Consider the following 25,761-nt stretch of genomic DNA (forward strand, 5'->3'; position numbering starts at 1 on the left):
TCCACGAGCCGAAATTTCCTAACCTATCTGGCATAATCGCAGCATGGACGGCACATTGACCGGGATCGCTCCTCGGCGCTTGACGGGCGTTGTGGAGGCCCGGATGGCTGAGGAACCAGTGCTGGTGCTCAACGGCGCGCGCACCGTCGGCAAAAGCACACTGCTCGCGCACATCGCGAACTCGGCGAATCGCACGGTGCTCGACCTCGACGACCCAGCCACGCGTGCGGCAGTTCGCAACGATCCCGGCCGGTTCGTCAGCGGGCGCGGTCCGATTCTGATCGATGAGTACCAGCACGTGCCGGAACTGTTGGATGCCATCAAAGCTGAACTGAACCGCGACCTGAGTCCTGGCCGATTCGTACTGGCGGGATCGACGCGATACTCGACCTTGCCTCAGGCTGGACAGGCTCTCACCGGAAGAGTCGACATCATCGATGTCAATCCGTTGTCGCAGGGCGAGATCGGCGGAACCCGCGAGTCGTTCATCGAAGATCTCCTCAACGGCGGCCAGCCACCAGATCGCACCGTAGCCTCGACGACCACGCGTGACGACTACGCCCGCCGCATCACCTCCGGCGGAATGCCGGTTGCGCTGCGCCGCCCTGCCGGGGCTTCGCGATCACGATGGTTCGCGAACTATCAACAGCTGGTACTGGAGCGGGACGTACTCGAAATCAGCCGCATCCGGCAACGAGAGATGTTGCCCCAACTGTTCGCTCAGCTGACGATGCGAACCGGTCAGGTGCTCAATCTGACGAGTGCTGCCCAAGCGATCGGCTTGGAGAAGTCGACTGCCGAGAACTACCTGCGACTACTCGAGGCAGTCTTCCTCCTGTATCGATTGCCTGCTTGGGGCACCACACTCGGCTCGAGAGTCGCAAGGCATCCCAAGTTGCATCTGGTCGACTCGGGCCTTGCCGCGTGGAAGCTGGGATTGACACCCGCCAAGATCGACAGCGGAATGCCTGCCGCCCTCTCCGAGTACGGACATCTGGCCGAAACCTTCGCTGTGAGTGAGATTCTCAAGCAACTCAGTTGGTGGGATGGGCAGGCCTCATTCGGACACTTCCGGACGAGCGAGGGCGAAGAAGTCGACTTGGTCGTCGAGACCGACGACGGGCGAATCATCGCCTTCGAATTCAAGGTCGGTAGCCGAGTGCACGGCGAAGACCTACGGGGCATCAGAACACTGCGTGAGCGCCTCGGCGACCGCCTCGCGACGGCGGTCGTCTTCTATACCGGTGAGCACATGTACCGGCATGAAGAGGGGGCGTTCGTCGTCCCGCTCGACGGGCTGTGGAGTTGATCGAGCGGACGTCGAATGCGCCTCAGTTGTATCCAGCCAGCAGTTTGTACTGGGCGGCGAGGCGTTGGTGGGCGTCCTGGATGTTCGCGCCTACGGATTTGATGACGTAGCGGCCGACTGTGGTGATGCAGATCGGTGGGGTGCTCGCGAAGAATTTCTCGCCTGGTTTGGTGTTGTAGCAGTGGGCGCCGGGCATGTTGGGTGGGCCGTCGACCTGGGTGTACTTCGGGTCGGTCGTCGAGTCGGCTTCCTCTGCGGCCATGTAGCGGACCGCGGCGGCCGGGTCGCGGGTGCGGAATACCGAGCCGGTGGCGAAGGATGCGTAGTCGACGCCTGCGTCACTCATCGCCGGTGTCAGTTTGTCGGGTCGGCTTGCCAGATGCTCCAGGGCCTGTGCTGGGTATACGCGACCGATGGTGTCCTTTTCGACCGATAGGGTGCGGCTCACCATGCCGTCGACATCGAGGGGCAGCGTCTCGAGCTCGCTGACCGGCGTCGGCGCGTAGGACTCGAGCATCTCGAGTTGCTTGTCGAAGAAGCGTTTCACAATGTCGGCGTTGGCGGCCGCGTCGTAGTGCGCGCTCACCGGGTCTGTCACCTCGATGTGGATCAGCATGTCGCCGCGGACCAGCCAGGCCCGCATGTACTGCGTCACGTACCCGCCTTTGGTGACAGCCACCCGCACTCGAGCATCCGGATAACCCGGGATTTCGCCGGGAACGCCTTTGGTGCGACGCCCCAGCTCTTCGTAAGCGAACCGCGATTGGTCACTGTTGGTGAATCGTTGGGTGATCGTGGTGATTCCGCGTCCGGCATCGAAATGATCTCGACGTTGGCCGGCCGTTCTCCAGCCTGCGAGGACGCCGGGAATGGCCGCGAGGGCCTCCTTCCCGTTCTGGAATTCTGCGCCGTTGTACGCCACCGGTTTATCACTGGTAATTGCGCGGTCGATCCGAAGCCGCGCGATGACGAAACGATGATCGTACTCGAATGGTACGGGCGTGACCGCGCCGATTCTGATGGCCTCGAGTGCGGCTCCCGAGCGTGGGCTCCTTGTCGGTTCGACGTCGAGGGGCGTAGTGGGGTAGTTGCCGGAATCCAACGTGGTGACATCTACCTCGGGCGAAGACGAGGTTGCTGATTCAGGGCTGCCTCCGCAGGCACTCAACAGAACTGTGAGAGCGACAAAAGCGCTGTACGCATGGATATTTCGCATGAGTTCTACTCGCTCTTCGTCAGAATCGCATACTGCGCGGCGGTCCGTTCTTGCAACGTCACATCAACGGACAGTGATCTCTTCATCTGACCTACCGTCGACATCACCACCGCGACGTACCGGTCATAGACCAGGACACAGAATCCGTCGAAATCGCGGTTCTTGTCCGGCTCGGCCAGCCGAACGCATCGGGCGTCGGCGATACCCGGTGGCGGATCGAGCACCATGTCGTTCTTGCCGCGACGAGCGAGGACGTTCTGCAATGTGAACGCGGCCTCGACATCACGAGTTCGGTAGATGGTGCTGTAGCGGCGTCCGATCAAATCGACACCGGCATCCTCGAACGCCTTGCGCGTTTCGAGGGCATTGCGTTCGAAGTGGAGGATCCCTGACGGGAGGAACGTCCCGAAATCCTCGTCGTTGAATCCCATTTGCAACGGGTCGCCTGCCGGTGATTTATCCATTGCCCGTCGCATGATGCCGTCCTGGTCGAGCGGAAGGTCTAGCAGATCGTCGTCGGCAATCAGTGGGAACTTGTCCAGTGCGGCGATTTGCTGGTCCAGAAATCTCTTGATCTTGTCAGCCGATGCGTCACGGTCCAGTTGGGGTTCTTGTATCGCAGCGACGATTACGAATGGCCCATGTTGCTGAAAGGCGTTGACGCTGACATCCGAAACGGAGCCATTGGCTTTGGGATATCCGGGGATCGGGAATGGTTGTCGCGGGTTCTCCCGCGACGTTCCCACCTGGTAAATGTCGGTGGCGACATTTTCGGCGTTCCGTGCGGTACCGAATTGCAGAATGCCGACACGTATCGACTCGAAGTTGCGAACGCTCCCGTTCGTCCGCCCCGAGGTGACCCCGACTACCAGATCGTTCGCGTTGACAGTGTCGCTGAACTCGGCCGGAAGCCCGCCGGTTTTCGACATTTCGTCCGTGGTGGCGAAGATCCTGGTGTAGCTCAGTTCGGTCAGTTCCGGCACGAAATCTATGGGGTGCGCCAAGATGTTGAGAAGTCGCCTTCCTTCGATCAATCTGACCCGCTCGGCAGTGAATGTGCCGAACTTCAGTTCGAAGGCGGTGGGCTCGGTGACCATCGCACCGGTCTTCAACGCGGCCACGTCCACCGGCGTCATCCCAGGCTTCGCCTGACCGGGAATGGATGCGGCACAACCTGATCCAAGGACCACCACCGCGAGTAGTCCGACGATTCGCCTCAACTGTGCCCCCCGATTTCACTTGGCTCTGGGGCGGCAGCGGTGCGCAAAGCGATCATTCCTCCCCGAAACGATGGTCGGCGGAATCCTACGTCACCGCGATCGGGGGAGTGGGGTCGAGCGAATCTACAAACTGTTGGCCAGCAGCGCGTACTGGGCGGTGACCTTCTGGCGGACTTCGGGTTCGGTGTCGGCGCTGACCATGGCCAGGTAGCGCTTGTAGGTGACGTAGCAGCGGTAGATGTAGTCGTCTTCTTTGTTGCCGGTGTCGTTGAGTTTCAGGCAGGTGGCGGTGGGGACGTCGGTGGGGGCGGTGATGGGGTCGTAGTGGCCTGCTGAGTCGATGAGGCCTTGCATGAGGGATCGGGCGGCGGGTTGGTCGCGGACTCGGGTGACGGCGCCGCCGTCGACTACCGCGTGGGCCTCGACTCCTGTTGTGGTGACGAGGTTTTGGCGGGTGGTGAGGTTGGTTGCCTTGTTGATGAGGTGTTCGGGGGCGTAGGAGGCGAACGTGTACTCGCCGGGGCGCATGTCGGCGCGGTCTTCGACGACGGCGCGGGCGAGGAGGCCGGTGGGGTCGACGGGGAGGTCGGCGATCTTGTCGGCGGGGGTGGGGGTGAACTTCGCGAGTTGGGCGAGTTCGGCGGCGAGGTTCTTGTCGATCCAGGCGGTGAGGTCGGTGGCGTCGGCGCGGGGGCGCTGGATGAACAGGGAGATCACGAACTCTTTGTGGGCGAGGAAGGCGCCGATGGTGGGGACGCCCGGTCGCCAGTGGAGGTACGCCTCGGGGTATTCGGTCGAGGTGAGTTTGCGGTTGTCGGGGGAGACGGCGAGGTCGACGTCTTCGAGTTCGCGTGCAGCGAGGGTGGCTGCGGAGGCGGTGGGGAAGCGGAACAGTGCGGTGGTCAGGGCGGTCGTGTCGGGGCCTGGTCGGGTTTCGCCGGGGGGATCGGCTTTGTCGGCGCCGAGGGCGACGTAGCCGGTGATGAATTTCCGGTTCTCCAGAACAGGTTTGGAGACATTGGCGACGAAATCCAGCGCGCGTTCGATATCGGGGACGACCACACCGCCGCGACCGTGCGACAGCGACGGGTCGATCCGCACCGCGGGTACGACGGCCGCCGACATCCGCGCGCCTTCGACCAGCGCGCCTCTGTTGCCCGCGGTGTCGGTGTAGGTGTGTCGATCGGTGGCGAAGGTTCCGGTCTCCAGACCGCGCACATCGGGTTCGCCCGCGACGGGTGTGCCGCTGACCGCGCAGCCGGTGAGGGCTATGAGGGCCCCGCTCAGTGCGAGCGCGACGCGAATTCTGGTCGAATCGATCATCGGATTCCCCTCGATGTTCCTCCCACAACACCTATGAAGTTACCGGACCGACCCCGCCCAGGGGGACCGATGCGGGGTGCTTGCCATACTCTGGATGTCATGGTCACCTCTGTGCTGCGAGGCCGATACCTGTGAGGGATCGGCAGGTCGAAGTGGTGCTCGGAAGTCACGCGGTGGCACGGGTCGCGGGCGCGGTGATCGTGGTCGCGCATCGCGGGCAGGGCAAGCTCACGCCCGGCGATACCGCGGCGATCGCGCTGGAATCGTTGGCGGAGTTGGTGCGTGAGGCACACGAGCAGGCGCCGTCGGGGCCCGGCTCGGTGGTGGCGCGGGAGGCGACCCGCTGGTTGATGAAGTACGCCGAGCAGATCTCGCCGGGGGTGCCGATCGATTTCGGGGTGCTCTCGGCCGCCGACAACGGTGGGGTGGCGATCTTCCTGCACGGTTCGGTGACGGCGGTGCTCGCCGACGAGCGTGGGCCGGAGTACTACCGCGGTAGTGACGCGGCGTTCACCGTCGACCGGGTGGCCTCGGAGCCCGCGAAGGCGGTCGCGTTGTTCGTCGACGATGCCAAGGGGCGCATCCCGGATCTGCCGCCGGAACGTGGAATCGGTTGGCTGGTCGAAGGAATCGCGCAGGCGGGCGGGGCCGTGATGTGGTCCAACGATGTGCGCAGCCATGTGCGAACCGCGGAACCGGCGGGCCAGACCCGAAGGCCCCCACCGCCTACCGCGCGCATCGACCGGGAACCGCGTGAACCGCAACATGATTCACGACCGAGTCAGCAACCCGCGACGGGGATGCAACCGGCGACCTCGATGCTGGACGCCGTCACCGGCACGTCGCACGACATCGTCGCCGACCCGCACAACGCCGAAACCCGGCTCTCCGGAACCAATCCCGCGCCCGAACCCGATCCAGATCTGCAGCGCAGGCTCGAAGCCACGGCGAAATCGACGGTGCTCGCGGTGAAGGTGATGGGATTCAAGTGCGCGCGTGCGCATCCCAGCGATCCCCGCTCGGCGTTCTGCACGGTGTGCGGCATGCCGGTCGACCAGACCCAGGCGCTCGCCGAAGTGGTCCGCCCGCCGCTGGGCATGCTCGTGCTCGACGACGGCATGACCTACCTGATGGCCGCCGACGCGGTGATCGGGCGCGACCCGGAGAACTCCGAAGCGGCCCTGCGCGGCCTCATCCCGCTGCGCATCGACGACACCTCCGGTGGCATGTCGCGCGCGCATGCCGAAGTGCACCTGGTGAATTGGGACGTCCAGCTCATCGATCGCGGTTCCACCAACGGCACCCGAAGCCGCCACCCCGGCTACCGAGACTGGGTCCGCCTCACCCCGAACCAGCCGATGATCCTCGTCCCCGGCACCGAAATCATGATCGGCAACCGAGTACTGCGCTACGAACCGGCTGCCCCGCCCCCCTTCGGCTGACACCGCACTCCCGCTGCACGACACCCCACCCCGAATCCGCCATGACCGCACTCCCAGCCACACCACACACCCAGTTTCCGCCATGACCGCACTCCCAGCCACCACGCCCGACCCCTAGGGAGGGCCCGCCGCGCAGCGGCGGTAGCGGCCCGGCCGCGAGTTAGCCGCCGTTGCGTCGAGGCGCAGCCTCTAGCAACGGCGGCTAACTCGCTGCCCCCAGGGGGCCGCGCTCGAGCGCGCCAGCGTTCCAAAAACTCAGCTATACCTTGACAGGCAGGTGGTTTCGCCGTTGAGGACGCCTGCGCGGAAGGCATCCACGCGGGAGAATCCGCTGGGCACCGTGTTGCCCTCGGTGTCGCTGGCGGCCAGTCCGTCGGTGAGCAGGCCCGAGACCGCTTCGTCGAGGTCGCCCGCGGACAGTTGGATGTCGCCCTGCTCGACGGGGCGGTCGGATCGGGCGAGTGCGCCGGTGACCACACCGGACAGGCAGGCCGCGCGTAAGCCGGTCTTCGCGCCGGTCAGCTCCTGGCCGTGGCTGCGCTGCACCGCCAGGGTGTAGCGGGAGATGAACACCACGTAGCCGTTGTAGTCGCCGCTTACCTTCACCGGCAGCGGGCCGTCGTCGTCGTTGTCGACGGCGCCGCGTTCGGCCAGGCCCGCCACATTGGTGGCGATGGTGTTCTTGGCTGGGCAGTAGGTGACGGGGTCAGTGACCGTGCCGTCCTTGCAGTCGATGCGCGAGCCCGCGTAGTCGTAGGTGGGCGCCTCGTTCACCGGCAGGATCGACTGCAGCGCCTTGCTCAGTTCGACGAGGTTCTTCTGGGAGACCGGATATTCGCCGCGGCCGCTGTCGTCGGCGAAGCTCTGCGGGAGATCGCCTCGGCGCGAGTCGATCTCGTCCTCGTCGATGCCCTTGCAGCCGCGCGGTCCGTCGGTGAACCCGATCTGCACGGCGGTGACGCGTTCGAAGGCCGAGCCGTGCACGCTCTCCGGGTCGTCGGGGTCGGAGTCGCGAATCGAAACCGTCGCGGCCAGAACGGAATTCAGGCCGTCGGAGGTGTTGATCGTGAAGTGCTTCGATTTGCCCTCGGCGACGTGGCGCATGAACGCGCCGGCGAAGCAGTCGGCCTGCTGTTCCTTCACCAGGACCGGCGTCTTCTTGGTGACCATCTTGGCCATGGTCTGGATGGCGTGGCCGTATTCGTGGGCGAGCACCATCACCACCGACATGGTGCCGAAGGTTTCGCTCATGGTGGGCAGCAGCATCTCGCGGTCCCAGCCGATGGAGTTGTCGCTGCGGCAGTAGGCGGCGTTCACCAGGTGGTAGGTCGTTTCGGAGCAGAATTCGACGGCCTGGCTGCGGGCCGCGCGGGCGTTCCAGGAGATCAGTTTCTCGACCGGGTCGAAGGTCTCGCCGGGGAATTCGGTGCCGAAACCGGCCTGCCAGTAGGACTGGATGTCGTCGATCGCGTTGAGTGCCAGCTTGTCCACGTCGCCACCGTCGCCGTTGGTCGCGGTGAGGGGCGAATCGGGGACGCCGGGACGCGGTCCGTTCGGTCCGCCGGTGGTCGGCAATCCCGCCACCTGGAACGGATCGTCATAGATCGAGACGCCGTGCCCGTCGATCGCCCGTGTGCATCCGACTCCCACCAGTGCGCACAGCACGACAGAAATCGCAATGAACACTTGACGTTTCGGCATCAGTCCCCCTGGTCGGCCGCTAACACGTGCAGGTCGATCGCCGGATCGGTATCGAAGCCGTCTCGGGGGCACCGCCGATGTCCGGGCGATGGCATAGTATCCGCTCCATGTCTTCACCGGGGGCGCAGACCATCACCGTGCGCCATGATGGAACCGAACGAGTCTTCGAAGCGAGCCAGCAGATCACCATGGGCCGCGCGCCCGAGGTCACCCTGTTCGTGGACAGCCCGCTGGTCTCGCGTGTGCACGCCACTCTGCGATTCAGCAACGGCGCCTGGGTACTCGCCGACAACGGGAGTACGAACGGGGTGTTCGTCGACGCGCGCAGGCTCAACCAGCCCGTGTCGATCGACCGGCCCACCCAGGTCCGCCTTGGCGACGCGATCACCGGGCCGCTGCTGCACCTGGTCCCCGCGGCGCCTGGGGCGCGCCACGCGGCGACCATGGTCGCGCCGCCCTCGCAGCCACAGTCGCACCAACCGCACCACCAGCAACCGCGTCCGCCGCAGCAGCATCCGGGCTTCCAGCCGCCCTCGCGCCCGCAACCGCAGCAACCGCAATACGTGCCGACCTCGCAGATGCCCGCGCAGCCGCAGGACAACATCAACATGACCCGCCGCGCCGACTCGTCGATGCTGCCGCCGGTCCGCAAGGCCGCCTCGACCGAACCCGTCGCGCGCGGTGACCGCATTCCGCCCGGCGGCCTGAGCATCGGCCGCACCTCCGACAACCAGATCGTGGTGAACGACCCGCTCGCCTCGCGGGCGCACGCGAAGCTGATGTCCTCGCCGGAGGGCCTGGTGATCGAGGACCTCGGTTCGGCCAACGGTACCTTCGTCAACGGTCACCGCCAGCAGCGCGTGGTCCTGCGCGAACGCGACATCGTCACCATCGGCAACATCGACTTCGTCGTCACCCAGGGCGCGCTGGCGCACCGGCAGAAGCCGGTCGCCGAGCAGGGCCTTTCGGTGCACGGGGTCGGGTTCACGGTCGAGAACAACAAGCAACTGCTCGTCGACGTGAACATGACGGCCGGGCGCGGGACCTTGACCGCGCTGATCGGGCCCTCTGGCGCGGGCAAGTCGACGCTGTCGAAACTGATCGCGGGCAACACCCAGCCCTCGGGCGGCGTGGTGACCTTCGAGGGTCGCAACCTGCACGCCGAATACGAGGCGCTGCGTTCGCGCATCGGCATGGTGCCGCAGGACGACGTGCTGCACCGCCAGCTCACTGTCCGCCAGGCACTCGGCTTCGCCGCCGAACTGCGGCTGCCGCCGGACACCACCAAGGCAGACCGGCAGAAGGTGATCGACGGTGTGCTGCAAGAGCTTTCGCTCACCCAGCATGCCGATACCAGGGTCGACCGGCTCTCCGGTGGTCAGCGCAAGCGCGCGTCGGTGGCGATGGAACTGCTCACCGGTCCGTCGCTGCTGATCCTCGACGAACCGACCTCGGGTCTGGACCCGGCGCTGGATCGCCAGGTCATGCAGATGCTGCGCGAGCTGGCCGACGCGGGCCGCGTGGTGATCGTGGTGACGCACTCGGTGGCCTGCCTGGACATGTGTGACCAGGTGGTACTGCTCGCTCCCGGCGGCAAGACCGCGTTCGCCGGGCATCCCGGTGGGGTCGGCGCGGCGATGGGGACCAGCGACTGGGCGGAGATCTTCGCCGAGGTCGCGGCCAACCCCGACCAGGCCTTCGCGAAGTACCGGTCAAGGCAGGCGTACATGCCGCCACCACCGCCGGTGCAACCGAATCGCGGCAATGTGGGTGCGCCGCCGCAATCGAGTGCGATGCGGCAGTTCAGCACGTTGGCTCGCAGGCAGTTGCGGTTGATCTTCTCCGACCGGGGGTATCTGATCTTCCTGGTGGTGCTGCCGTTCATCCTCGGTGCGTTGTCGCTGGTGGTGCCGGGTAGTGACGGGTTCACCGAGGGCCCGCTGGTGCAGTTGCCCGACGGTTCGTTCGGACGCGAGAGCGGCGGTGAGGCCCAGCAGTTGCTGGTGGTGCTCGTCCTCGGCGCGTGCTTCATGGGCGCCACGCTCAGCGTGCGTGACCTGGTGGGCGAACGGTCGATCTTCCTGCGCGAACGCGCGGTCGGCCTGCTGCCGTCGGCGTATCTGATGGCCAAGGTCGTCGTGTTCAGCGTGACCGCGTTCCTGCAGTCGGCGGTGCTGGTCGGCATCACGTTCCTCGGTAAGAAGCCGCCGGGCGAAGGTTCGCTGATCCCGAGCGGCAGCGTCGAGCTGTATTTCGATATCGCGATGACCGCGGTGTGCTGTGTGGTGTTCGGCCTGCTGATGTCGAGTCTGGCCAAGTCCAACGAGCAGGTCATGCCGATGCTCGTGCTGATGATCATGGTGCAGCTGGTGATGGCGGGCGGTCTGATCCCGGTGACCGACCGGGTCGGCCTCGAGCAGATCTCGTACCTGTTCCCCTCGCGCTGGGGTTACGCGGCGGGCGCGTCGACGGTCGATCTGAAGACGCTGGTCTTCGGCTCACAGGACGACGGGCTCTGGGAACACACGCCGATGATCTGGATTCTCGACATCGTGATGCTCATCGTGATCACCTCGATCCTCGCCGTGATCACGTGGACGCGACTACGACTGAAGAAGTCGCAGGCATGATCGGTCAGCGCCCGGAGGCGGCAGCTCGCGTAACCACGCAGGGCGCCCGAGCATGCCTCGATGTGCACAGCATGATCGGCCAGGTCAGAACCGTTTCGGCGGGCATAATGCGCGTGTCTGCTGCCGACCGGGCACACTTGAGCCTGTGACCGTTCGAGTTGGGGCCCTACATCTGGGGTGGGACGTGGTGTCCGTGGCCGCGGGTGGCGGCGCGACCCCGGTCCGCCCGGTACAGGTCGAGGGCACCTATACCCCGCCCGCCTACTTGCTCGCCGATGCCGCGGGCAGGTTGCACACCGCCGGTGTCGACCGGCAGCGACCGGATCTGGGGATGGCGATCGCCGATGTGCGCGACATCCTCGGCCACCCGCAGATCGTGATCGCCGGCGCCACCTGGCCCGCCGAGCTCGTCTTCCGGGCCCGGCTCTACAACCCGCTCGCGTCGATCGGCAAGTACCTGCGGGGCAAGCCGCAGGTGGTCGCGCTGCCGTATCCGGACAGCTGGCCCGAGGACAAGGTCGAGGTCTACGCGGCGCTCGTCGAGCAACTCGACGTGGTCGTGGAACCGTTGCCGGAGAGCGTCGCGCTCTCGGGTTATGTGCGCGCACTCGGCTTGGTCTCCCCGCCCAGCGAGCGGCATCGCACCGGCGTCGGCGCCACCGGCATCTACTCCGACGGGCGTTCGCTGCTGGTCGTCGCGGTACACGGCGACGACGAACAACCGACCGAATCGACGGAGGTCTCGGTCAGCGCCGAGGCGCTGCGCGACGCCCGCACGGCCGACAACGTGGTGATCGAGGCGATGGCCGCGGCCCGCTCGATCGGCGCCGACACCTCGACGGTGCTGCTCGCGGGCAATGTCTGCTTCAACGACGCCCTACGTTTCGCGTTCCAGAACCACCTCGGCCAGCGGCTGCACGTGGCCGACCATCCGATGCACGCGCTGGTTCTCGGCGCCGCGCATCTGCTGGTCACCGACCCCGACCTCGACGACGAGGAGGAGGACTATCCGGCCTCCGGTCATCCTGGTCAGGCCGTTGCCGCGCAGGTCGGGTGGGGTGCGCAACCCACGGCACCGCCCGCAGCGCAACCGCCGGGACCCGCGGGCTTCGTCGCCGGTCCGCCCGCCACGCACCCGCCGCAGCCGTCGGGTCCACCCGCTCGCGCACCTCGGCACGCGCTCGAACACGACGATGACGACCGCGCGGGCCTGCTCGGCAAGGTGAAGAAGGGCTTCTTCGGCGCACCGGCGGTGGTCGGCGCGCTGGCGCTGGTCACCTTCCAGCCGAGTCCCGCCGTTGCCTCGGCCGCCGAACCGGTGAGCTGCGCGTTCACCCCGTACGCGAAGACGGTCCCGCGCGAGGGCGTCGAGACCGCGCGGGGGCTGCTCGTCGACGATCCCGCTTGCGTCACCCCCGGCATCGACACCCTGCGCTACCTGATCCCCGGTCCCGCGCGGGCAACCGACCCGGGACCGCCGGTAGTGATCTAGCCCGATTGTGGGTCGGTGATGCGTCGCTGGTATCGTTGCCGGTTGGCGTGTGGAACGTCGAACCGTTCGCGGATCGGCGTCTCCTCGATGTCCTGGGTCTCCACCGGCCGCCAGGGCAATCCGATCCACACAACAGGGCCGGCAACACCGACGACAGACAGGGATCCACTGTGCCTACGTACAGCCCCAAGGCAGGTGACACCACTCGTCAGTGGTACGTCATCGACGCCACTGACGTAGTCCTCGGCCGTCTCGCCGTGCAGGCCGCTGGCCTGCTTCGCGGCAAGGGCAAGCCGACCTACGCTCCCCACGTCGATGGTGGCGACTTCGTCATCATCATCAACGCGGAGAAGGTTGCCATCTCCGGCAACAAGAAGAACGACAAGCTCATCCACCACCACAGCGGACACCCGGGCGGCCTCAAGTCGCGCACTGTCGGCGAGGTGTTGGCGACCCGTCCCGATCGTCTGGTGGAGAAGGCCGTCAAGGGCATGATCCCGAAGAACAAGCTGGGCAACGCGATCGCGGGCAAGCTGAAGGTCTACGCAGGCCCGAACCACCCCCACGCCGCGCAGCAGCCGGTTCCGTTCGAGATCAAGCAGGTGGCCCAGTGACCGCTCCTGAAGAGTTCGCAGCCGAAGAGTTCGACGTGGCGACCGATGAGGTCATCGTCGAGATCGTCGAAGACGGCGAAGGCTACGCCGAAGGCGAGTACGTCGAAGAAGAGCTGGCTTTCGAGCCGCTCGGCCTCGACCGCCCGGTGCAGACCGTCGGCCGCCGTAAGGAAGCCGTCGTTCGCGTTCGCATGGTGCCCGGTTCGGGCAACTTCGAGCTCAACGGCCGCACCATCGAGGATTACTTCCCGAACAAGGTGCACCAGCAGCTCGTGAAGTCCCCGCTGGTGCTGGTCGAGCGTGTCGAGAACTTCGACATCTTCGCCCGCCTGGTCGGTGGCGGCCCGTCGGGTCAGGCAGGCGCCCTGCGTCTGGCTATCGCCCGCGCGCTGATCGTGGTCACCCCGGACGACCGTCCCGCCCTCAAGCGTGCCGGCTTCCTGACGCGTGACCCGCGTGCCACCGAGCGCAAGAAGTACGGCCTGAAGAAGGCCCGTAAGGCGCCTCAGTACTCGAAGCGCTGATTTACGCACTGTCGACGGCCGTTTTCGCTTAGCTTTGGTGGAGACGGTACCGTCGGCGGAGCATGTGCGAGAGCAGGCTTCCAGCACGGCTGGTGGCCTGCTCTTGTGCTATCTGGACCTACAACGGTAGAGGGTTTATGGGACGGCTGTTCGGTACAGATGGTGTTCGAGGGCTCGCCAACGATTCGCTGAGTCCGGAACTGGCGATGCGCGTGGCCGCCGCGGCAGCGCAGGTGCTCTCGCGTGGCAAGAAGCGCCCGGTCGCGGTGCTGGGACGCGATCCGCGCGCCAGCGGCGAGATGCTCGAAGCCGCGGTGACCGCCGGTCTGACGTCGGTCGGTGTCGATGTTCTCTCGGTGGGCGTGCTGCCCACTCCGGCCGTGGCGTATCTGACCGGCCTGTACGACGCGTGCTTCGGCGTGATGATCTCCGCCTCGCACAACCCCATGCCCGACAACGGCATCAAGATCTTCGCGGCGGGCGGGCACAAGCTCGACGACGCCATCGAGGCCCGGATCGAAGCCCTGATCGACGAAGGCGTCACCGGACGCCCCACCGGCGCGGGCATCGGCCGGGTGCGTGGCGACTACACCGTCGAGGGCACCCACGAACGCTATGTCGAGCATCTGCTCGAATCCACCGGCCAGGATCTGTCCTCGCTGACCGTCGTCGTCGACTGCGCGCACGGTGCGGCCGCCGAGGTGGCGCCGCAGGTGTACCGGGAGGCGGGCGCACGGGTGATCGCGATCAACGCCGAACCCAACGGGCTCAACATCAATGATGGTTGCGGTTCCACGCACCTCGACAACGTGCGGCGCGCGGTCCTCGAAAACGGTGCCGACCTGGGCATCGCCCTCGACGGTGACGCCGATCGGTGCCTCGCGGTGGACGCCACGGGTGCTGTCGTCGACGGTGACGCCATCATGGCCGTGCTCGCGCTGGCGATGCGCGAGGCGGGCGAGCTGGTCGACAACACGCTCGTCGCGACCGTGATGAGCAACCTCGGCCTGCACATCGCGATGCGCGCCGCCGAGATCACCGTCATCACCGCCGCCGTCGGTGACCGGTACGTGCTCGAAGAACTGCGTCGCGGCGGGTACAGCCTCGGTGGCGAACAGTCCGGGCACGTGGTGTTCCCGCGCTTCGGCACCACCGGCGACGGGGTGCTCACCGGGCTGCGACTGATGGCGCGGATGGCACAGACCCGGTCTTCGTTGGCCTCGCTGGCGTCGGTGATGACCACGGTGCCGCAGGTGCTGATCAATGTCGCGGTGTCGGACAAGAGCGCTGTCGCGGCTGCTCCCGAGGTGCTGGAGGCGGTGGCCGAGGCCGAGCGGATCCTGGGGGAGACCGGACGAGTTCTGTTGCGGCCCAGTGGAACCGAGCAGCTGGTGCGGGTGATGGTGGAGGCCACCGATCCGGCGCAGGCACGTCAGCTGGCCGATGATCTGGCCAAGCGGGTCGCCGCGGTCTAGTCGTCTGGCGGGTCGCGCCCGGTCCAACTAGTATTTGAATACGCCGTAAGGACCTGTGTGCCCCTGGCGCGTGTGTGCTGCTCGGCGCAGGCGGTTATCTCGGCGCGCAGCACGATTCGAAGGGGGCCGATCATGGTTCCGCCGCTGTCTGCCCGCAACTACTCCGATCAGTACCCGTACGAGTACGGCGAGCCGCACCGCTGCGGTGGGGCCTGTGGGCGGCCGGGGTGTCGCGAAGTGCCGCAGGGGTATTCACACACGGTGCCGATTCGCGACGAGGGTTACGGCCAACCCGCCTACGAACCGGTCGCCGAGGCGCCACGCACCCGCGCGTTCGCGGCGCCACGCGTGCCACGGTCGCGTTCGTTCATCGCGGTCGTCGCCGTCCTCGGGGTCACCGTCGGTGCCGGGCTGATCGGGGCGAAGTTGGGTTCCGATATCGACCTGTTCGGTGCGGCCGAACCTGTTGTGGTGCAGTCTTTCTAGAACTGTCCGGCGACGAAACCGCTGAACAGTACGCAGAAGCCGCCGATCTCGCCCGCGATCAGTCCGTACATCGACAGGCGTAGTTCGGCGGGTATCTGCCCGTCGAACTGGTTGGTGGTGTCGCGGCGCAACCCGTGCAGGGCGTAACTGGCGATCGCGCCGACGAAGAACGCGAGAATCACCAGGTCGGCGGTCAGGTTCACGATCGTCGGCCAGGCGCTGAGCTCGGTGAACACGGCCAGGAGGATCCCCGCGAAGGAGTACATCAGGGCCGCGCGGTGGGCGATGTCGACGTAGACGTGCGCCGCCCCGTCGACTCGGATGCCGTGGTACTTCCACACCCCGAGCAGCAGCGCGCTCAGGAAGATGAAACCTGTGACGAGCAGGGTGATTCGGGTGTCGATGCCTAAAGTCATGGTCATTCCTCGGTGAGTAGCCCACCGGACATGTGCCAACGACGGGTCGCACGAACAGAATCCAGCATCCGGCGATCGTGTGTCACCAGAATCAAAGTGCCGGTGAAGGATTCGACAGCTTGCTCGAGCTGTTCGATGGCGGCCAGGTCGAGGTGGTTGGTCGGTTCGTCGAGGACCAGCAGGTTCACCCCGCGCGCCTGCAGCAGGGCCAGCGCGGCACGGGTGCGTTCGCCGGGGGAGAGCGTGTCGCAGGCGCGGGTGACGTGCGGGCCGCGCAGGCCGAACTTGGCCAGCAGGGTGCGGACTTCGGCGTCGGGCCAGTCGGGCATCGCGGCGGCGAAGGTGTCGGCCAGCGCGTCGTCACCGCGGAACAGTCCGCGGGCCTGGTCGACCTCGCCGATCTCGACACCGGAACCCAGTGCAGCCGTACCGGTGTCGGGTGCGATCTTGCCGAGCAGCAGGCCGAGCAGGGTCGACTTGCCCGACCCGTTGGCGCCGGTGAGCACGATCCGGTCGGCCCAGTCGATCTGGGTGGTGATCGGGCCGAGGGTGAACTCGCCGCGTGCGACGGTGGCGTTGTTGGCCGTCGCGACCACCGCGCCGCTGCGGGGTGCGGACGCGATCTCCATCCGCAGCTCCCACTCCTTGCGCGGCTCGTCGACCACGTCGAGGCGTTCGATCCGGCGCTGGGTCTGGCGGGCTTTGGCGGCCTGCTTCTCGGTGGATTCCGCGCGGGTCTTGCGGCCCATCTTGTCGGAGTCGTTCTTGCCCTTGCGGCGGGCATTGCGCACGCCGTGCTCGAGCCAGTTGCGCTGCATCTGCGCCCGTGACTCCAAACCTGCTTTGGTGTCGGCGAATTCGTCGTAGGCCTCGCGGGCGTGCCTGCGGGCGATCTCGCGTTCGGCGAGGTAGGCGTCGTAGCCGCCGTCGTAGAAGCCTGTCTGCTGCTGCGCCAGATCGAGTTCGAGGACACTGTTCACGGTGCGCGCCAAGAACTCTCGATCGTGGCTGATCACCATGAGCGGCACGCGCACGCCGGTGACGAACTTCTCCAACCGGTCCAGACCGTCCATGTCGAGGTCGTTGGTCGGCTCGTCGAGCAGCAGAATGTCGAAGCGCGACAACAACACCGACGCCAGCCCCGCCCGAGCGGCCTGGCCGCCGGACAGGCCCGTCATCGGAGTGTCCAGACCGCTTGCCAAACCTTTGGTGAGTCCCAGATCGGCGGCGACCTCTTCGGCGCGCTGATCGAGGTCCGCCCCGCCCAATGCCAGCCAATGTTCCAGCGCGGGTGAGTAATCGTCGTCGCCACCGTCGCCGAGGCGTTCGGCCGCCGAGTCCATCACCTGCTGGGCGTGCGCGACTCCGGTTCGGCGCGAAAGGAATTCGAGCACCGTCTCGCCCTCGATGCGCTCCGGTTCCTGGGTCAGATACCCGACAGTCGCATCCGGCGGGCTCAACGCGATCGTGCCCTCGCCCGGCTCACGCTCGGCCAGCATCCGCAGCAGCGTCGACTTGCCCGCCCCGTTCACCCCGACCAGCCCGATCACATCGCCGGGGGCGAGAGTGAAATCGAGGTCGGCGAACAGGGTCCGTTCGGCGTGCCCCGCGGACAGGCCGCTGGCGTGCAATGTCGTGCTCACCTCGACAATTGTGCCCGTCTCGGGGTTGAACCCTGAGGTCGGGGCCATCCGAAATCAGGGTGCGGATAGGTCTGTGGACCGATGCGGGTGCGGGTCCTGCCTCGGCAGTATGGAGACATCACCGCTCCCCAGGAAGGCACACTATGACCGCCCCCGCCCGCCGCCTCACCCGTTCCACCAGCAACTCCTGGATCGCAGGCGTCTGCGGTGGCCTCGCCGAACGCTACGGCTGGAACCCCAACGTCGTCCGCCTGGTCTTCGTCGTCTCCTGCCTGCTCCCCGGCCCCCAGTTCCTGATCTACCTGGCGATGTGGATCCTCATCCCCAAGAACTAGCCCCGAACCCCGCGCCCGCAGCTCGCGGATGACAAGATGGTGGCCACCCCCGCCACGTCGTCATCCGCGAGTTTCACGTTGGAGGAGCAGTCATGGTCACTTCGGGCGAGTTCTCCGGCCTCGGCCTACCCGACATCGACGCCCACTCATCCCTGGGCGGCCTCGGCGCCGTAGAACTGAACAACCCATCCCTTGACCTCGACCACGACGGCGTCGCCGACTCCCTGAGCCTGAGCGACCCCGACTCGACCAGCATCTGGTCCGACTACGACCACGACGGCCTGGCCGACCACGTCACCGTCGTCGAGGAAGACGGCGACTACGCCGCCTGGGAGTACCACCGCCACCCGGACGGGACGTCGGAGTGGCGTAAGACGGACCAGGGGAACCTGGAGAAGTAGATTCTCGCCCGCTGCCGTATGTGCACAGGAGTGCCGTCCGCATTGTCGGAATCGTCTAGTGCGCCTTGACTGGAAAAGTCAAGCGTGGCTAGACTATGCTGGTGACGAAGCGGAGGGACATCATCAAAGCGATCCGGGATGCCGCAAAGGCCAAGGATCTCGACATCGAGGTCAACGAAGGTGGCAACCACACCATCATCGAACTCGATGGACTCAAGATCCCTGTTCCCCGGCACAACGAGGTGCGTGAGATGACCACTCTCGGCATCTACAAGCAAGCCGCTCAGAAATTGGGAGAGGACTGGTGGAAGTGAGTAGCTACACCGCGCGAGTCACCCGCGATGAAGACGCCTGGATGATCGAGGTTCCCGAGATCGACCGCGTCACCCAGGCCCTGAATCTGCGTCAGGTCGAGACCATGGCGCGCGACCTCATCACCATCATGACCGGTCTCGACTCGTTCGATGTGGTTGTCGAGTGGCCCGAAGACATCGCGGTGTCGCTCGACGAATACCGGACGGCAGGCCAACAAGTCGAGCAAGCGGCCGAGCGGGCGGCACAGGCGCGTCGCAACGCCGCGACCACATTGCAAAGTGCTGGCGCGACAGTGCGTGATATCGGCGCGCTCATGGGGGTTTCGTTTCAGCGCGCACAACAGATCATCGAATCGGGCCGCACTCGACCCGCGTGACCTCGGCCGAACCCGCTCGCCCGAACCCGCGCCTCCCGCTCGCGGATGACAAGACCAGCATCTGGTCCGACTACGACCACGACGGCCTGGCCGACCACGTCACCGTCGTCGAGGAAGACGGCGACTACGCCGCCTGGGAGTACCACCGCCACCCGGACGGGACGTCGGAGTGGCGTAAGACGGACCAGGGGAACCTGGAGAAGTAGATTTCGGTCCGCCGGTGAGGGAACCGACGGGCTGCTTCGTGCGTCCAACTAGGTAGGGACGCCGTTGTGGCGTGCTTCGAGTACTGGAGGTGGGGGATGAGTACAACCGTCTCGAACGGGATCGTGGTCAAACCGGAGGTGATCACACAATCCGTCAGCGATCTGCACGGCAATGTCGGTGAGCTGCGTAAAGCAGCGACCAACGTCAACGCATGGGGGTCTGGCGTTGAGGCCGGGCGCGCCTACACGGACCGCGGTCAACGAATCGCGGCCGGATTCGATCGGATCAGTGGCTGGCTGAATCGGTGGACCACCGCTACCGACTACACCGCTGGTGCGATCGGCGCGGTGACGATCGAACTCGTCGGTGTCGACAACTCCAATGCCCAGGACCAGAAGAAGGTCGCAGCCCAGCTGCCGGGTAAATGATCGACGACGGGCGGAAGGCGGTCGACCATGGCTGAGACAATCGACGGAATTCTCGACGACGGCGCAGCACGAGGCCTCGGGTTCTTCACAGACCTGACCCCGAGGTACATGCGCGCCTTCCCCAGTGATCAGACGATGACGTTGCAATCCATCTACACCGCCTATGACGCGGAGCGCGGGCTGAACACCCAGACCTTGGCGGCAACAGCGGCGAGTCTCCAACTCGTGCTGACTACCGCGAAGGCGCAGTCCGACAAGCAGCGAGAGGTCAGCCAGGTGCTCCCGGTGTCGTGGCAGGGTGAGGCAGCGACTCGCGGTATCGAAGTCGTCGCGAATCTGGCGAGCCATTCCTCGACGGATTGCACGGCTGTACAGCAGGTCCTCGACGCACTGAACACGGCGAGCACCACCATGCTGTCGACCGTCAAAGACAAGGTCAACCTCATCAACGAAATATTGGTCAACGGCAAAGTCGAAGTCGGAGGTCTGACTCCAGCGGACATCGATGAGGTGATCGACGGCAAGAACACGGGCGAAATGGACAAGGCCGTCTGGAAGAAGATGCTGCACGGAGCTACCTTCCCGAAGAAGCACCCCGAACTGATCAAGTTGGAGTGCGATCGTTGGCTTAGCCAGACCTTCGCCTTCAAATACGAGGAGATGCTGACCTCGTTCAGCACAGCATGTTCGATCGCACGAACTGCCGTCGAGGGCAAGTACGACACGATCGTCACTGCTCTCAATGCGATCGAAGAGAAGTCATACGACAGCGCGAAGTCCGTTGCAGTCGCGAACGGGGACGGTCAGAAGACGGTTCCGGACAGCTCGAAAGCGAACGGCGATCAGGCCGGCAGCACCGGCGGCACCAGTTCCGGCGGCGGTACCAGTTCCGGCGGCGGTACCAGTTCCGGCGGCGGTACCACGGCCGCCGGCACCCAGACCGGGGACAATTCGGCATCGACCGGATCACCCGCGAAGACGGCAACGCCGAGCACTGACACCAGCACCGACGACGACACGACAGACGACTCGGATACCAGCAGCGCGCTGAGCACCCTCACATCGACGATCAGCGAACTGGGCACCACCCTGTCGAGCGCGTTGACCGGCGACCTCGGCACCACCCTCACCTCCGCCGTCGAATCAGTGGGGACATCCATCAGCGACGGCATCGAGCAGATGACCGAGCAGGCGAGCAGCCTGTTGTCGGGCGAGCACGAGGCTTCCTTCCAGCTCGGTGACACCAAGGTGAGCATCGAGGCCGGCGAGAACGGCTTGTCGTTGACGACCACCGATGCCAACGGCGACAGTCAGCAATACCGGTTGACGTTGGACGAGAACGGACTTCCGGTCATCGAGCAGGAGTCGAGTTCCGCCGATCCCGCCGCAACTGACGATGGTTCCAATGGCGTGTTGGGTTCGGGCACACCGGAATCCGGCACCGGCCAGGGTGAGGCCGGTCTAGCCGAAGCAGGGTCAGGTGCCGAGGGCGCCACCCCGACGACTCCCGAAACCCCCGACCTGACCGACGCCCCGGTCACCAGCGAGGTCGGCAACGGCGAACCGTCCTCCGGCTCTGTCGCTGGCGGAGTACCTGTCGGACCCCGTCCAACCCAGCAGGAAACCGACGGCGAGCACACCCCGAGCGTCGACGACCACCCGGTGAGCAACCCGGAAGACTCGGGCGCGGTCCTGTCCGAAGCAGGCCCACTGTGACCCTTGGTGTTTCACGATCGATGGCTGGAGAATGATCGACCGTGGACTACGCAGCAGAGATTGAGCAGATCGCCGCCGAGGCGCGTCGCCGCTCGGCGTTGCTGATGGAGGAGATCGACGAGATCAACCGCCAAACCGCCATCCGCGCCGAGGAATTCGCGATCGAGGCGGGCAACCGACTTCGAGAACTGGCTGAGCAGGACAGTGAGGCCGAAAGTGAACCGGAGCCTGAACCGACCGCGCAGCCTTCGACGCGCGAGGATTGGAGCCAACCCCCAGTGCGTCAGCAGGCTCCACCGCCGCCGACCCTGGTGGAACCCGATCCGAACTGGACTCCAGAGCAACTGAGGCAAGCCGAGATCCGAGCCGCTGTCGCCCGCGCAAGGGCTGCCCGACAAGCCCAATCGACGGTCGCGCCGTCGGACGGCGACTTCGACCCGGAATCCGAGTACTACCGCCGTTCGACCTGGCTGGACTGAACGTCTCACCACGTGCTCGACAGGTCGAGGCGCCTCGCGCTGAACCGGCGGTCCGGGTCGTTGTTGGATACGATGGCGCCGCCGACGTGTGGGTAGGGGAGGCTATGGTCGAGTTCATCGCCGGGTATGCGATCGAGCGCGTGCTGGGGCGGGGCGGGATGGGGACGGTCTATCTGGCTCGGCATCCTCGGTTGCCTCGTTCCATCGCGCTGAAACTGTTGGACGAGAACATGTTCGGGGACATGGAGGTGCAGGCGCGGTTTCAGCGGGAGGCTGATCTCGCCGCACGGCTGGACCACCCGAACATCGTCGCGGTGTACGACCGCGGGGTGGAGGGGAATCGGCCCTGGATCGCGATGCAGTATGTGCAAGGGTCCGACGCGGCGGCAGTGGGGGTGTTCGAGCCGACGCGGGCGGTACGAGTATTGACCGAGGTGGCCGCGGCACTGGACTTCGCGCACACCCATGGTGTTTTGCACCGCGACATCAAGCCGGCCAACATCCTGCTCGGCGAGTCCGCACACGGTCTTCCTGAACGAGTGATGCTCGCCGACTTCGGCATCGCGCGACTGCGCGTCGATCAGAACCCGCTCACCCGGACCGGATTGTTCACCGCCACTTTGGCATTCGCTTCACCTGAGCAGCTGGCAGCACGCCCTCTCGATCCGCGATGCGACCAATACTCTTTGGCCTGCACCTTTTTCGCGATGTTGACAGGCGCGTCGCCGTTCCACGCGACGAACCCGGTGATGGTGATCCAGTCCCACATGTCGGCCCCACCGCCGCCGGTGACGCGAGTCAGGCCGGATCTGCCACGGGAGTTGGACGCAGTGCTGGCAAAGGCGATGGCGAAGCGCCCCGCGGACAGATTCGTGTCCTGCGGAGAATTCGCGGACGCGGTGCAGTGGGCGTTTCGGGTGTCGGCCGATCAGGCGGCATCCGGACCCCTGGTGATGGCGGAATCAGGCCTGGTGTCTGTGGGTGCGCTTGCGCCGATAGCGTCCAGACCCGTTGCGCCCCAAGTGGATGTGCGAGTGGCGGACCGCAGGGCGGTCGACTGGGGTCCGGTCCGACCTCCGGAAGTAAAAGGCAAGCCGGGATGGGTCGCGATGACTGTGAAACGTCCCGCCGACGAGCCCGTCCTCCGCCGCTCCCTCCCTCAACGCGAACCCCGACTGCAACCACGACAGATGCTGGCCCTGTTCTACGTGACAGTGCTGGCAGTGCTGTTCGTGCTGGTCACCACCGACATCACCAACTGGTAGCCGCCACGAAGCAAGCCTCGGAAAATCTGTACGGTTCTGTACGGTTTAAGTGTAGCCTCTTGCTATGACCACTATCAGGGCCGAAGAGACACGTCTTCCTCGCCGGGCAAAGGAAGCGGTCGACCGGCATGAGCGGGTCGTGGTCGTGAGTCATGACCGGCCCGCGTACGTGATTGTCCACCCGGATGAGTACCCGGAGACGGGTCGCCGACGTGGCCGTCCCATGAGTGAAGCGCTACGGCTGCTCACTTCGGCGGCGACACCGGACCCCGAATTCGGTGACGACCTGGAAGCAGTGCGTGAGGCAGTCGGGCAGATGCCGGAGGACCCGTGGGCACGCTGATCGACACGACCGTGTTCATCGATCTCGAGCGTGCTCACACGCGAGGCGGCGCGTCTACCTTGGACAAGATCGCCCAGGAGCTCGGAACTCAGATCGGTTTCGATGAAGACGTGGCCATGTCTTCCGTCACCGCGTCGGAACTTCTACACGGTGTCCATCGAGCCAAGCCCGAGTTCCGCTCCCGGCGTGAGGCATTTGTGGAGATGGCGATCGCCGCGTTTCCGCCGCAACCGTTCGATCCGCTCGCCGCACGCATTCACGCGGGCGTATGGGCTGACCTGACCAATCGAGGTGAGGAGATCGGTGCCCACGATGTGCTCATCGCCGCGACCGCGATGAGCATCGGATGGCAGGTCGCAACCGCGAACACGCGTCACTTCAAGCGAATCCCGGGACTCGACGTGCTAGAAGTGCGCTTCACCTGATCGCAGTCTCCCGCTTACTGCCTGCAACCTATTGTCAGCATCGCTGTTGCTGTTGGGACGGTAGTAGCTGGAGTCGATTGCACACCAGGCGTGTTCGCTCTTGCGTTCTCGCGGCCGCGTGACGGGTTCGGTCGATCCAGTTCGATGAACAGCGTGTACGCCCTCGGCGGTCAGTGGGGGCCACGCCATCGGCGGCCAAGGTTGTGATCTGGACTGGATCCAGGCTTGCAGGTCTCGGTAACCGTCAAGCAGTACCAAGGGGGCAGTTCACACGCGCTGATTCAGCCAGATCTCCTACTGCTCAACAACTTTGGAATCACGCCACTATTTGCTGTCTGTTCCGAGAGGGTATGAGTCTTGTTCAAGTGCTCCGCGGAAATGGGGGTGGGCTTTGACGCGGGCGAATCTCTCGTCGTAGATCGGGCGATACGTCACCCCACGTTGGGTGGCTTTGTTGCGCAGTAGGAAGAAGGCCACCAGGCCGAACAGTGATCCCGGCCATAAGGCGAGGACGACAGGTGGTAGGAGGGAGTCGATTTTGGCCACGCTGACGACTATCACGGCCACGAGGTTGGCCAGCATCAGACACAGCAGCACTCGAGAAAGCATGCGGTAGCGCCGGGAAGTACGACTGCAGTGGTCGCAGCATGGCCATTCCCCGATGATGATCGTCGAAACGGGAGCGGGCGTTGGCGCACTAAGAGTGAAAGGAAGGGTGACCATGTCGCGTCCGAGTCGCTGGCGATGGAACCTGGGATGTAACGTGGTGTCGTAGAAGCAGGTTCGCACAGACTTTCGCGACACCGCTGTCCGGCCGTGATGGGGGCACACGTCGGGGAGAGACTGCGCGATCTCCAGTTCGAGCGGTTCCACGCGTAGTGGTCGATCCGTCTTCTGCCATAGAGGGCCAGTATTCGGCAAAGGGTCGCGGCATCGACGCAGTCGGATTGTCACATCGTTCTTGTGGGTCCACGGCCGCTCATACGTCATCGGCGTCGACGGCAGCGATGCTGAGGCGTCGCCGCTATTGGGGCGGTAACGTCCGGGATTCAAGCGCGTCGAACTCATCGCAACCAACCGCCTTGGTTTCGATCCCTGAAATACTGGTCATCCTCGTCTTCCCAGTCACTGGGCGCGACAGTCAGGTCGCGATTAGGTTTCCGTGTTCCTGGAACTACGTGACGCGCGTGCGGCTGCTCGATTTCGGCTACCGGAGGCGCGATGTCAGGCTCGGGCTGGGGTGATTCCGCGGACGCTGGGGTTGCATGATCACCGTTCCGGTACCTGTCCAGGACTACCTCGCCCAGTTCTGCCAATCGCTGTCGCTCGGCTGGTGGGGTGTTCTCGAAGTCAGCGAGCGCCTTGGGGATGATTTTATCCCCAAGACTCTTGAATGCTTCGCTGTATGCGAGATCTCGGATAGTGCCGGTGCCCTGCAGGATGTCCTTGAGTTGGGCTTTGAGGTCTTTGTCGACGCTGGGTGCGGCTGTCAGTACGTGTATGACCTTGGAAAGGTGGCGTGACATGCCGACGTCCCCGTTGGGGTCCAGCATCGGTTCCTCGCGGCTCATCATGCGACTCCGGGGTGATCGTAGTTCCCGTTGAGACTCGGGAGTTCGAGTTCCATCACGGACCCGATCAGCCCGGTCAGTGTGCCGACCGCAGCAGCAGCGCCGGACAGTATTGCCCCGTATCTCTTGACCTGTTTCAGGACATTTAGGGTCATCGCAATCAAAATTGCATTGGCAATCGCTTCAAATACCGCTGCCGCTCCGGCGCCGACCCCAGTTACTGCGGCGAGTGCGGCCGCAGCTTGGGTCAAGTCCCCAGTAGTGGTGTAACGCAAATCCTTCGGTTCAATGGGTCAGGCGCTGAGTTCGAGGGTGGGTTCGTTCACCTCGTTTCCGGTATCGGTGAGCAGCGTGAGGCGGCTCTTGGCGAGGATGTCCAAGCCCAGATAGCGGCGTCCTTCGGCCCACT

26 protein-coding genes are annotated in these 25,761 nt (G+C 65.2%); 18 read left to right on the forward strand and 8 right to left on the reverse strand.

All coding sequences use genetic code 11. From position 1 onward, the window contains the following. Nucleotides 1-103 precede the first annotated feature (103 nt). Nucleotides 104-1,309, forward strand: a complete 1,206-nt coding sequence (locus tag ACFWUP_RS18240; protein WP_379235663.1) for an ATP-binding protein — start codon at nucleotides 104-106, stop codon at nucleotides 1,307-1,309. 22 nt (nucleotides 1,310-1,331) lie between these two features. On the opposite strand, the gene ACFWUP_RS18245 is transcribed toward ACFWUP_RS18240, so the two are convergent. From ACFWUP_RS18245 to ACFWUP_RS18255, 3 genes are all read right to left on the reverse strand, one after another. Continuing rightward, a complete protein-coding gene (locus ACFWUP_RS18245) occupies nucleotides 1,332-2,231 on the reverse strand; it encodes a hypothetical protein (protein ID WP_379235665.1) in 900 nt (299 codons plus the stop codon). Nucleotides 2,232-2,530: 299 nt separating this feature from the next. Then, on the reverse strand, nucleotides 2,531-3,661 hold the full coding sequence (locus ACFWUP_RS18250) for a hypothetical protein (protein ID WP_379235666.1): 1,131 nt from the start codon (nucleotides 3,659-3,661) through the stop codon (nucleotides 2,531-2,533). A 207-nt stretch (nucleotides 3,662-3,868) separates the two neighbouring features. Beyond that, nucleotides 3,869-5,068, reverse strand: coding sequence for a hypothetical protein (locus ACFWUP_RS18255; RefSeq protein WP_379235668.1), 1,200 nt, complete (start codon nucleotides 5,066-5,068; stop codon nucleotides 3,869-3,871). A gap of 131 nt (nucleotides 5,069-5,199) precedes the next feature. Between ACFWUP_RS18255 and ACFWUP_RS18260 the strand changes: the two genes are divergently transcribed. After that, nucleotides 5,200-6,510, forward strand: a complete 1,311-nt coding sequence (locus ACFWUP_RS18260; protein WP_379235670.1) for an FHA domain-containing protein — start codon at nucleotides 5,200-5,202, stop codon at nucleotides 6,508-6,510. A 255-nt stretch (nucleotides 6,511-6,765) separates the two neighbouring features. Here the strand turns inward: ACFWUP_RS18260 and ACFWUP_RS18265 are convergent, their stop codons facing one another. Further along, nucleotides 6,766-8,211 (reverse strand): metallopeptidase, encoded by a 1,446-nt coding sequence (locus ACFWUP_RS18265; RefSeq protein ID WP_379235672.1) that lies wholly within the window; start codon nucleotides 8,209-8,211, stop codon nucleotides 6,766-6,768. A gap of 107 nt (nucleotides 8,212-8,318) precedes the next feature. Between ACFWUP_RS18265 and ACFWUP_RS18270 the strand changes: the two genes are divergently transcribed. From ACFWUP_RS18270 to ACFWUP_RS18295, 6 genes are all read left to right on the forward strand, one after another. Continuing rightward, nucleotides 8,319-10,841, forward strand: a complete 2,523-nt coding sequence (locus tag ACFWUP_RS18270) for an FHA domain-containing protein (RefSeq protein WP_379235673.1) — start codon at nucleotides 8,319-8,321, stop codon at nucleotides 10,839-10,841. Between the two features lie 145 nt (nucleotides 10,842-10,986). Continuing rightward, complete coding sequence (locus ACFWUP_RS18275; protein ID WP_379235675.1) at nucleotides 10,987-12,333, forward strand: hypothetical protein; 1,347 nt, start codon at nucleotides 10,987-10,989, stop codon at nucleotides 12,331-12,333. Nucleotides 12,334-12,503: 170 nt separating this feature from the next. Then, nucleotides 12,504-12,947: a 50S ribosomal protein L13 gene (gene rplM, locus ACFWUP_RS18280; protein WP_379235677.1), complete on the forward strand. Its 444-nt coding sequence runs from the start codon at nucleotides 12,504-12,506 to the stop codon at nucleotides 12,945-12,947. Then, nucleotides 12,944-13,471, forward strand: coding sequence for a 30S ribosomal protein S9 (rpsI, locus tag ACFWUP_RS18285; protein ID WP_379235679.1), 528 nt, complete (start codon nucleotides 12,944-12,946; stop codon nucleotides 13,469-13,471). The genes rplM and rpsI overlap by 4 nt, the downstream gene beginning before the upstream one ends. A gap of 137 nt (nucleotides 13,472-13,608) precedes the next feature. After that, nucleotides 13,609-14,946, forward strand: a complete 1,338-nt coding sequence (gene glmM / locus ACFWUP_RS18290; RefSeq protein WP_379235681.1) for a phosphoglucosamine mutase — start codon at nucleotides 13,609-13,611, stop codon at nucleotides 14,944-14,946. A 132-nt stretch (nucleotides 14,947-15,078) separates the two neighbouring features. Further along, entirely contained in the window at nucleotides 15,079-15,432 is a 354-nt protein-coding gene (locus ACFWUP_RS18295) for a hypothetical protein (RefSeq protein ID WP_379235685.1), read from the forward strand. On the opposite strand, the gene ACFWUP_RS18300 is transcribed toward ACFWUP_RS18295, so the two are convergent. Continuing rightward, nucleotides 15,429-15,854: a hypothetical protein gene (locus ACFWUP_RS18300; protein ID WP_379235687.1), complete on the reverse strand. Its 426-nt coding sequence runs from the start codon at nucleotides 15,852-15,854 to the stop codon at nucleotides 15,429-15,431. The two genes, ACFWUP_RS18295 and ACFWUP_RS18300, sit on opposite strands and share 4 nt — an antisense overlap. Next, on the reverse strand, nucleotides 15,851-17,539 hold the full coding sequence (locus tag ACFWUP_RS18305) for an ABC-F family ATP-binding cassette domain-containing protein (RefSeq protein WP_379235689.1): 1,689 nt from the start codon (nucleotides 17,537-17,539) through the stop codon (nucleotides 15,851-15,853). Before ACFWUP_RS18305 ends, ACFWUP_RS18300 begins: the two co-directional genes overlap by 4 nt. Before the next feature lie 95 nt (nucleotides 17,540-17,634). On the opposite strand from ACFWUP_RS18305, the gene ACFWUP_RS18310 reads away from it, so the two are divergent. From ACFWUP_RS18310 to ACFWUP_RS18355, 10 genes are all read left to right on the forward strand, one after another. Beyond that, a complete protein-coding gene (locus tag ACFWUP_RS18310; protein WP_379235691.1) occupies nucleotides 17,635-17,826 on the forward strand; it encodes a PspC domain-containing protein in 192 nt (63 codons plus the stop codon). A gap of 92 nt (nucleotides 17,827-17,918) precedes the next feature. Further along, nucleotides 17,919-18,227: a DUF6802 family protein gene (locus ACFWUP_RS18315; protein WP_379235693.1), complete on the forward strand. Its 309-nt coding sequence runs from the start codon at nucleotides 17,919-17,921 to the stop codon at nucleotides 18,225-18,227. Nucleotides 18,228-18,328: 101 nt separating this feature from the next. Then, on the forward strand, nucleotides 18,329-18,541 hold the full coding sequence (locus ACFWUP_RS18320) for a hypothetical protein (protein ID WP_379235694.1): 213 nt from the start codon (nucleotides 18,329-18,331) through the stop codon (nucleotides 18,539-18,541). Continuing rightward, entirely contained in the window at nucleotides 18,538-18,918 is a 381-nt protein-coding gene (locus ACFWUP_RS18325; protein WP_379235696.1) for a hypothetical protein, read from the forward strand. The genes ACFWUP_RS18320 and ACFWUP_RS18325 overlap by 4 nt, the downstream gene beginning before the upstream one ends. Next, complete coding sequence (locus ACFWUP_RS18330; RefSeq protein WP_379235698.1) at nucleotides 18,915-19,124, forward strand: DUF6802 family protein; 210 nt, start codon at nucleotides 18,915-18,917, stop codon at nucleotides 19,122-19,124. The genes ACFWUP_RS18325 and ACFWUP_RS18330 overlap by 4 nt, the downstream gene beginning before the upstream one ends. Before the next feature lie 96 nt (nucleotides 19,125-19,220). Beyond that, nucleotides 19,221-19,553: a hypothetical protein gene (locus ACFWUP_RS18335; RefSeq protein WP_379235699.1), complete on the forward strand. Its 333-nt coding sequence runs from the start codon at nucleotides 19,221-19,223 to the stop codon at nucleotides 19,551-19,553. Nucleotides 19,554-19,580: 27 nt separating this feature from the next. Further along, entirely contained in the window at nucleotides 19,581-21,269 is a 1,689-nt protein-coding gene (locus tag ACFWUP_RS18340) for a hypothetical protein (protein ID WP_379235701.1), read from the forward strand. A gap of 41 nt (nucleotides 21,270-21,310) precedes the next feature. Next, nucleotides 21,311-21,748, forward strand: coding sequence for a hypothetical protein (locus tag ACFWUP_RS18345; RefSeq protein WP_379235703.1), 438 nt, complete (start codon nucleotides 21,311-21,313; stop codon nucleotides 21,746-21,748). A 104-nt stretch (nucleotides 21,749-21,852) separates the two neighbouring features. After that, a complete protein-coding gene (locus tag ACFWUP_RS18350) occupies nucleotides 21,853-23,013 on the forward strand; it encodes a serine/threonine-protein kinase (RefSeq protein ID WP_379235705.1) in 1,161 nt (386 codons plus the stop codon). 330 nt (nucleotides 23,014-23,343) lie between these two features. Then, nucleotides 23,344-23,781 (forward strand): type II toxin-antitoxin system VapC family toxin, encoded by a 438-nt coding sequence (locus ACFWUP_RS18355; RefSeq protein WP_379235707.1) that lies wholly within the window; start codon nucleotides 23,344-23,346, stop codon nucleotides 23,779-23,781. Nucleotides 23,782-24,845: 1,064 nt separating this feature from the next. Here ACFWUP_RS18355 and ACFWUP_RS18360 read toward each other — a convergent pair. Continuing rightward, nucleotides 24,846-25,355, reverse strand: a complete 510-nt coding sequence (locus tag ACFWUP_RS18360) for a hypothetical protein (protein ID WP_379235709.1) — start codon at nucleotides 25,353-25,355, stop codon at nucleotides 24,846-24,848. Further along, the gene (locus ACFWUP_RS18365; RefSeq protein WP_379235711.1) at nucleotides 25,352-25,603 is read right to left on the reverse strand and encodes a hypothetical protein; all 252 of its coding nucleotides are present in this window, start codon (nucleotides 25,601-25,603) and stop codon (nucleotides 25,352-25,354) included. Before ACFWUP_RS18365 ends, ACFWUP_RS18360 begins: the two co-directional genes overlap by 4 nt. Nucleotides 25,604-25,761: the final 158 nt, after the last annotated feature.

This window comes from Nocardia sp. NPDC058658, from assembly GCF_042716665.1.
GTDB lineage: Bacteria > Actinomycetota > Actinomycetes > Mycobacteriales > Mycobacteriaceae > Nocardia.

What these genes read in the sequence shown, in the direction of transcription:
- ACFWUP_RS18240 (WP_379235663.1), top strand. Translation starts at nt 104, where the DNA reads ATGGCTGAGGAACCAGTGCTGGTGCTCAACGGCGCGCGCACCGTCGGC.
- ACFWUP_RS18250 (WP_379235666.1), bottom strand. Translation starts at nt 3,661, where the DNA reads ATGACGCCGGTGGACGTGGCCGCGTTGAAGACCGGTGCGATGGTCACC.
- ACFWUP_RS18255 (WP_379235668.1), bottom strand. Translation starts at nt 5,068, where the DNA reads ATGATCGATTCGACCAGAATTCGCGTCGCGCTCGCACTGAGCGGGGCC.
- ACFWUP_RS18265 (WP_379235672.1), bottom strand. Translation starts at nt 8,211, where the DNA reads ATGCCGAAACGTCAAGTGTTCATTGCGATTTCTGTCGTGCTGTGCGCA.
- ACFWUP_RS18270 (WP_379235673.1), top strand. Translation starts at nt 8,319, where the DNA reads ATGTCTTCACCGGGGGCGCAGACCATCACCGTGCGCCATGATGGAACC.
- glmM (WP_379235681.1), top strand. Translation starts at nt 13,609, where the DNA reads ATGGGACGGCTGTTCGGTACAGATGGTGTTCGAGGGCTCGCCAACGAT.
- ACFWUP_RS18295 (WP_379235685.1), top strand. Translation starts at nt 15,079, where the DNA reads ATGGTTCCGCCGCTGTCTGCCCGCAACTACTCCGATCAGTACCCGTAC.
- ACFWUP_RS18300 (WP_379235687.1), bottom strand. Translation starts at nt 15,854, where the DNA reads ATGACCATGACTTTAGGCATCGACACCCGAATCACCCTGCTCGTCACA.
- ACFWUP_RS18305 (WP_379235689.1), bottom strand. Translation starts at nt 17,539, where the DNA reads ATGGCCCCGACCTCAGGGTTCAACCCCGAGACGGGCACAATTGTCGAG.
- ACFWUP_RS18310 (WP_379235691.1), top strand. Translation starts at nt 17,635, where the DNA reads ATGACCGCCCCCGCCCGCCGCCTCACCCGTTCCACCAGCAACTCCTGG.
- ACFWUP_RS18315 (WP_379235693.1), top strand. Translation starts at nt 17,919, where the DNA reads ATGGTCACTTCGGGCGAGTTCTCCGGCCTCGGCCTACCCGACATCGAC.
- ACFWUP_RS18335 (WP_379235699.1), top strand. Translation starts at nt 19,221, where the DNA reads ATGAGTACAACCGTCTCGAACGGGATCGTGGTCAAACCGGAGGTGATC.
- ACFWUP_RS18340 (WP_379235701.1), top strand. Translation starts at nt 19,581, where the DNA reads ATGGCTGAGACAATCGACGGAATTCTCGACGACGGCGCAGCACGAGGC.
- ACFWUP_RS18350 (WP_379235705.1), top strand. Translation starts at nt 21,853, where the DNA reads ATGGTCGAGTTCATCGCCGGGTATGCGATCGAGCGCGTGCTGGGGCGG.
- ACFWUP_RS18360 (WP_379235709.1), bottom strand. Translation starts at nt 25,355, where the DNA reads ATGATGAGCCGCGAGGAACCGATGCTGGACCCCAACGGGGACGTCGGC.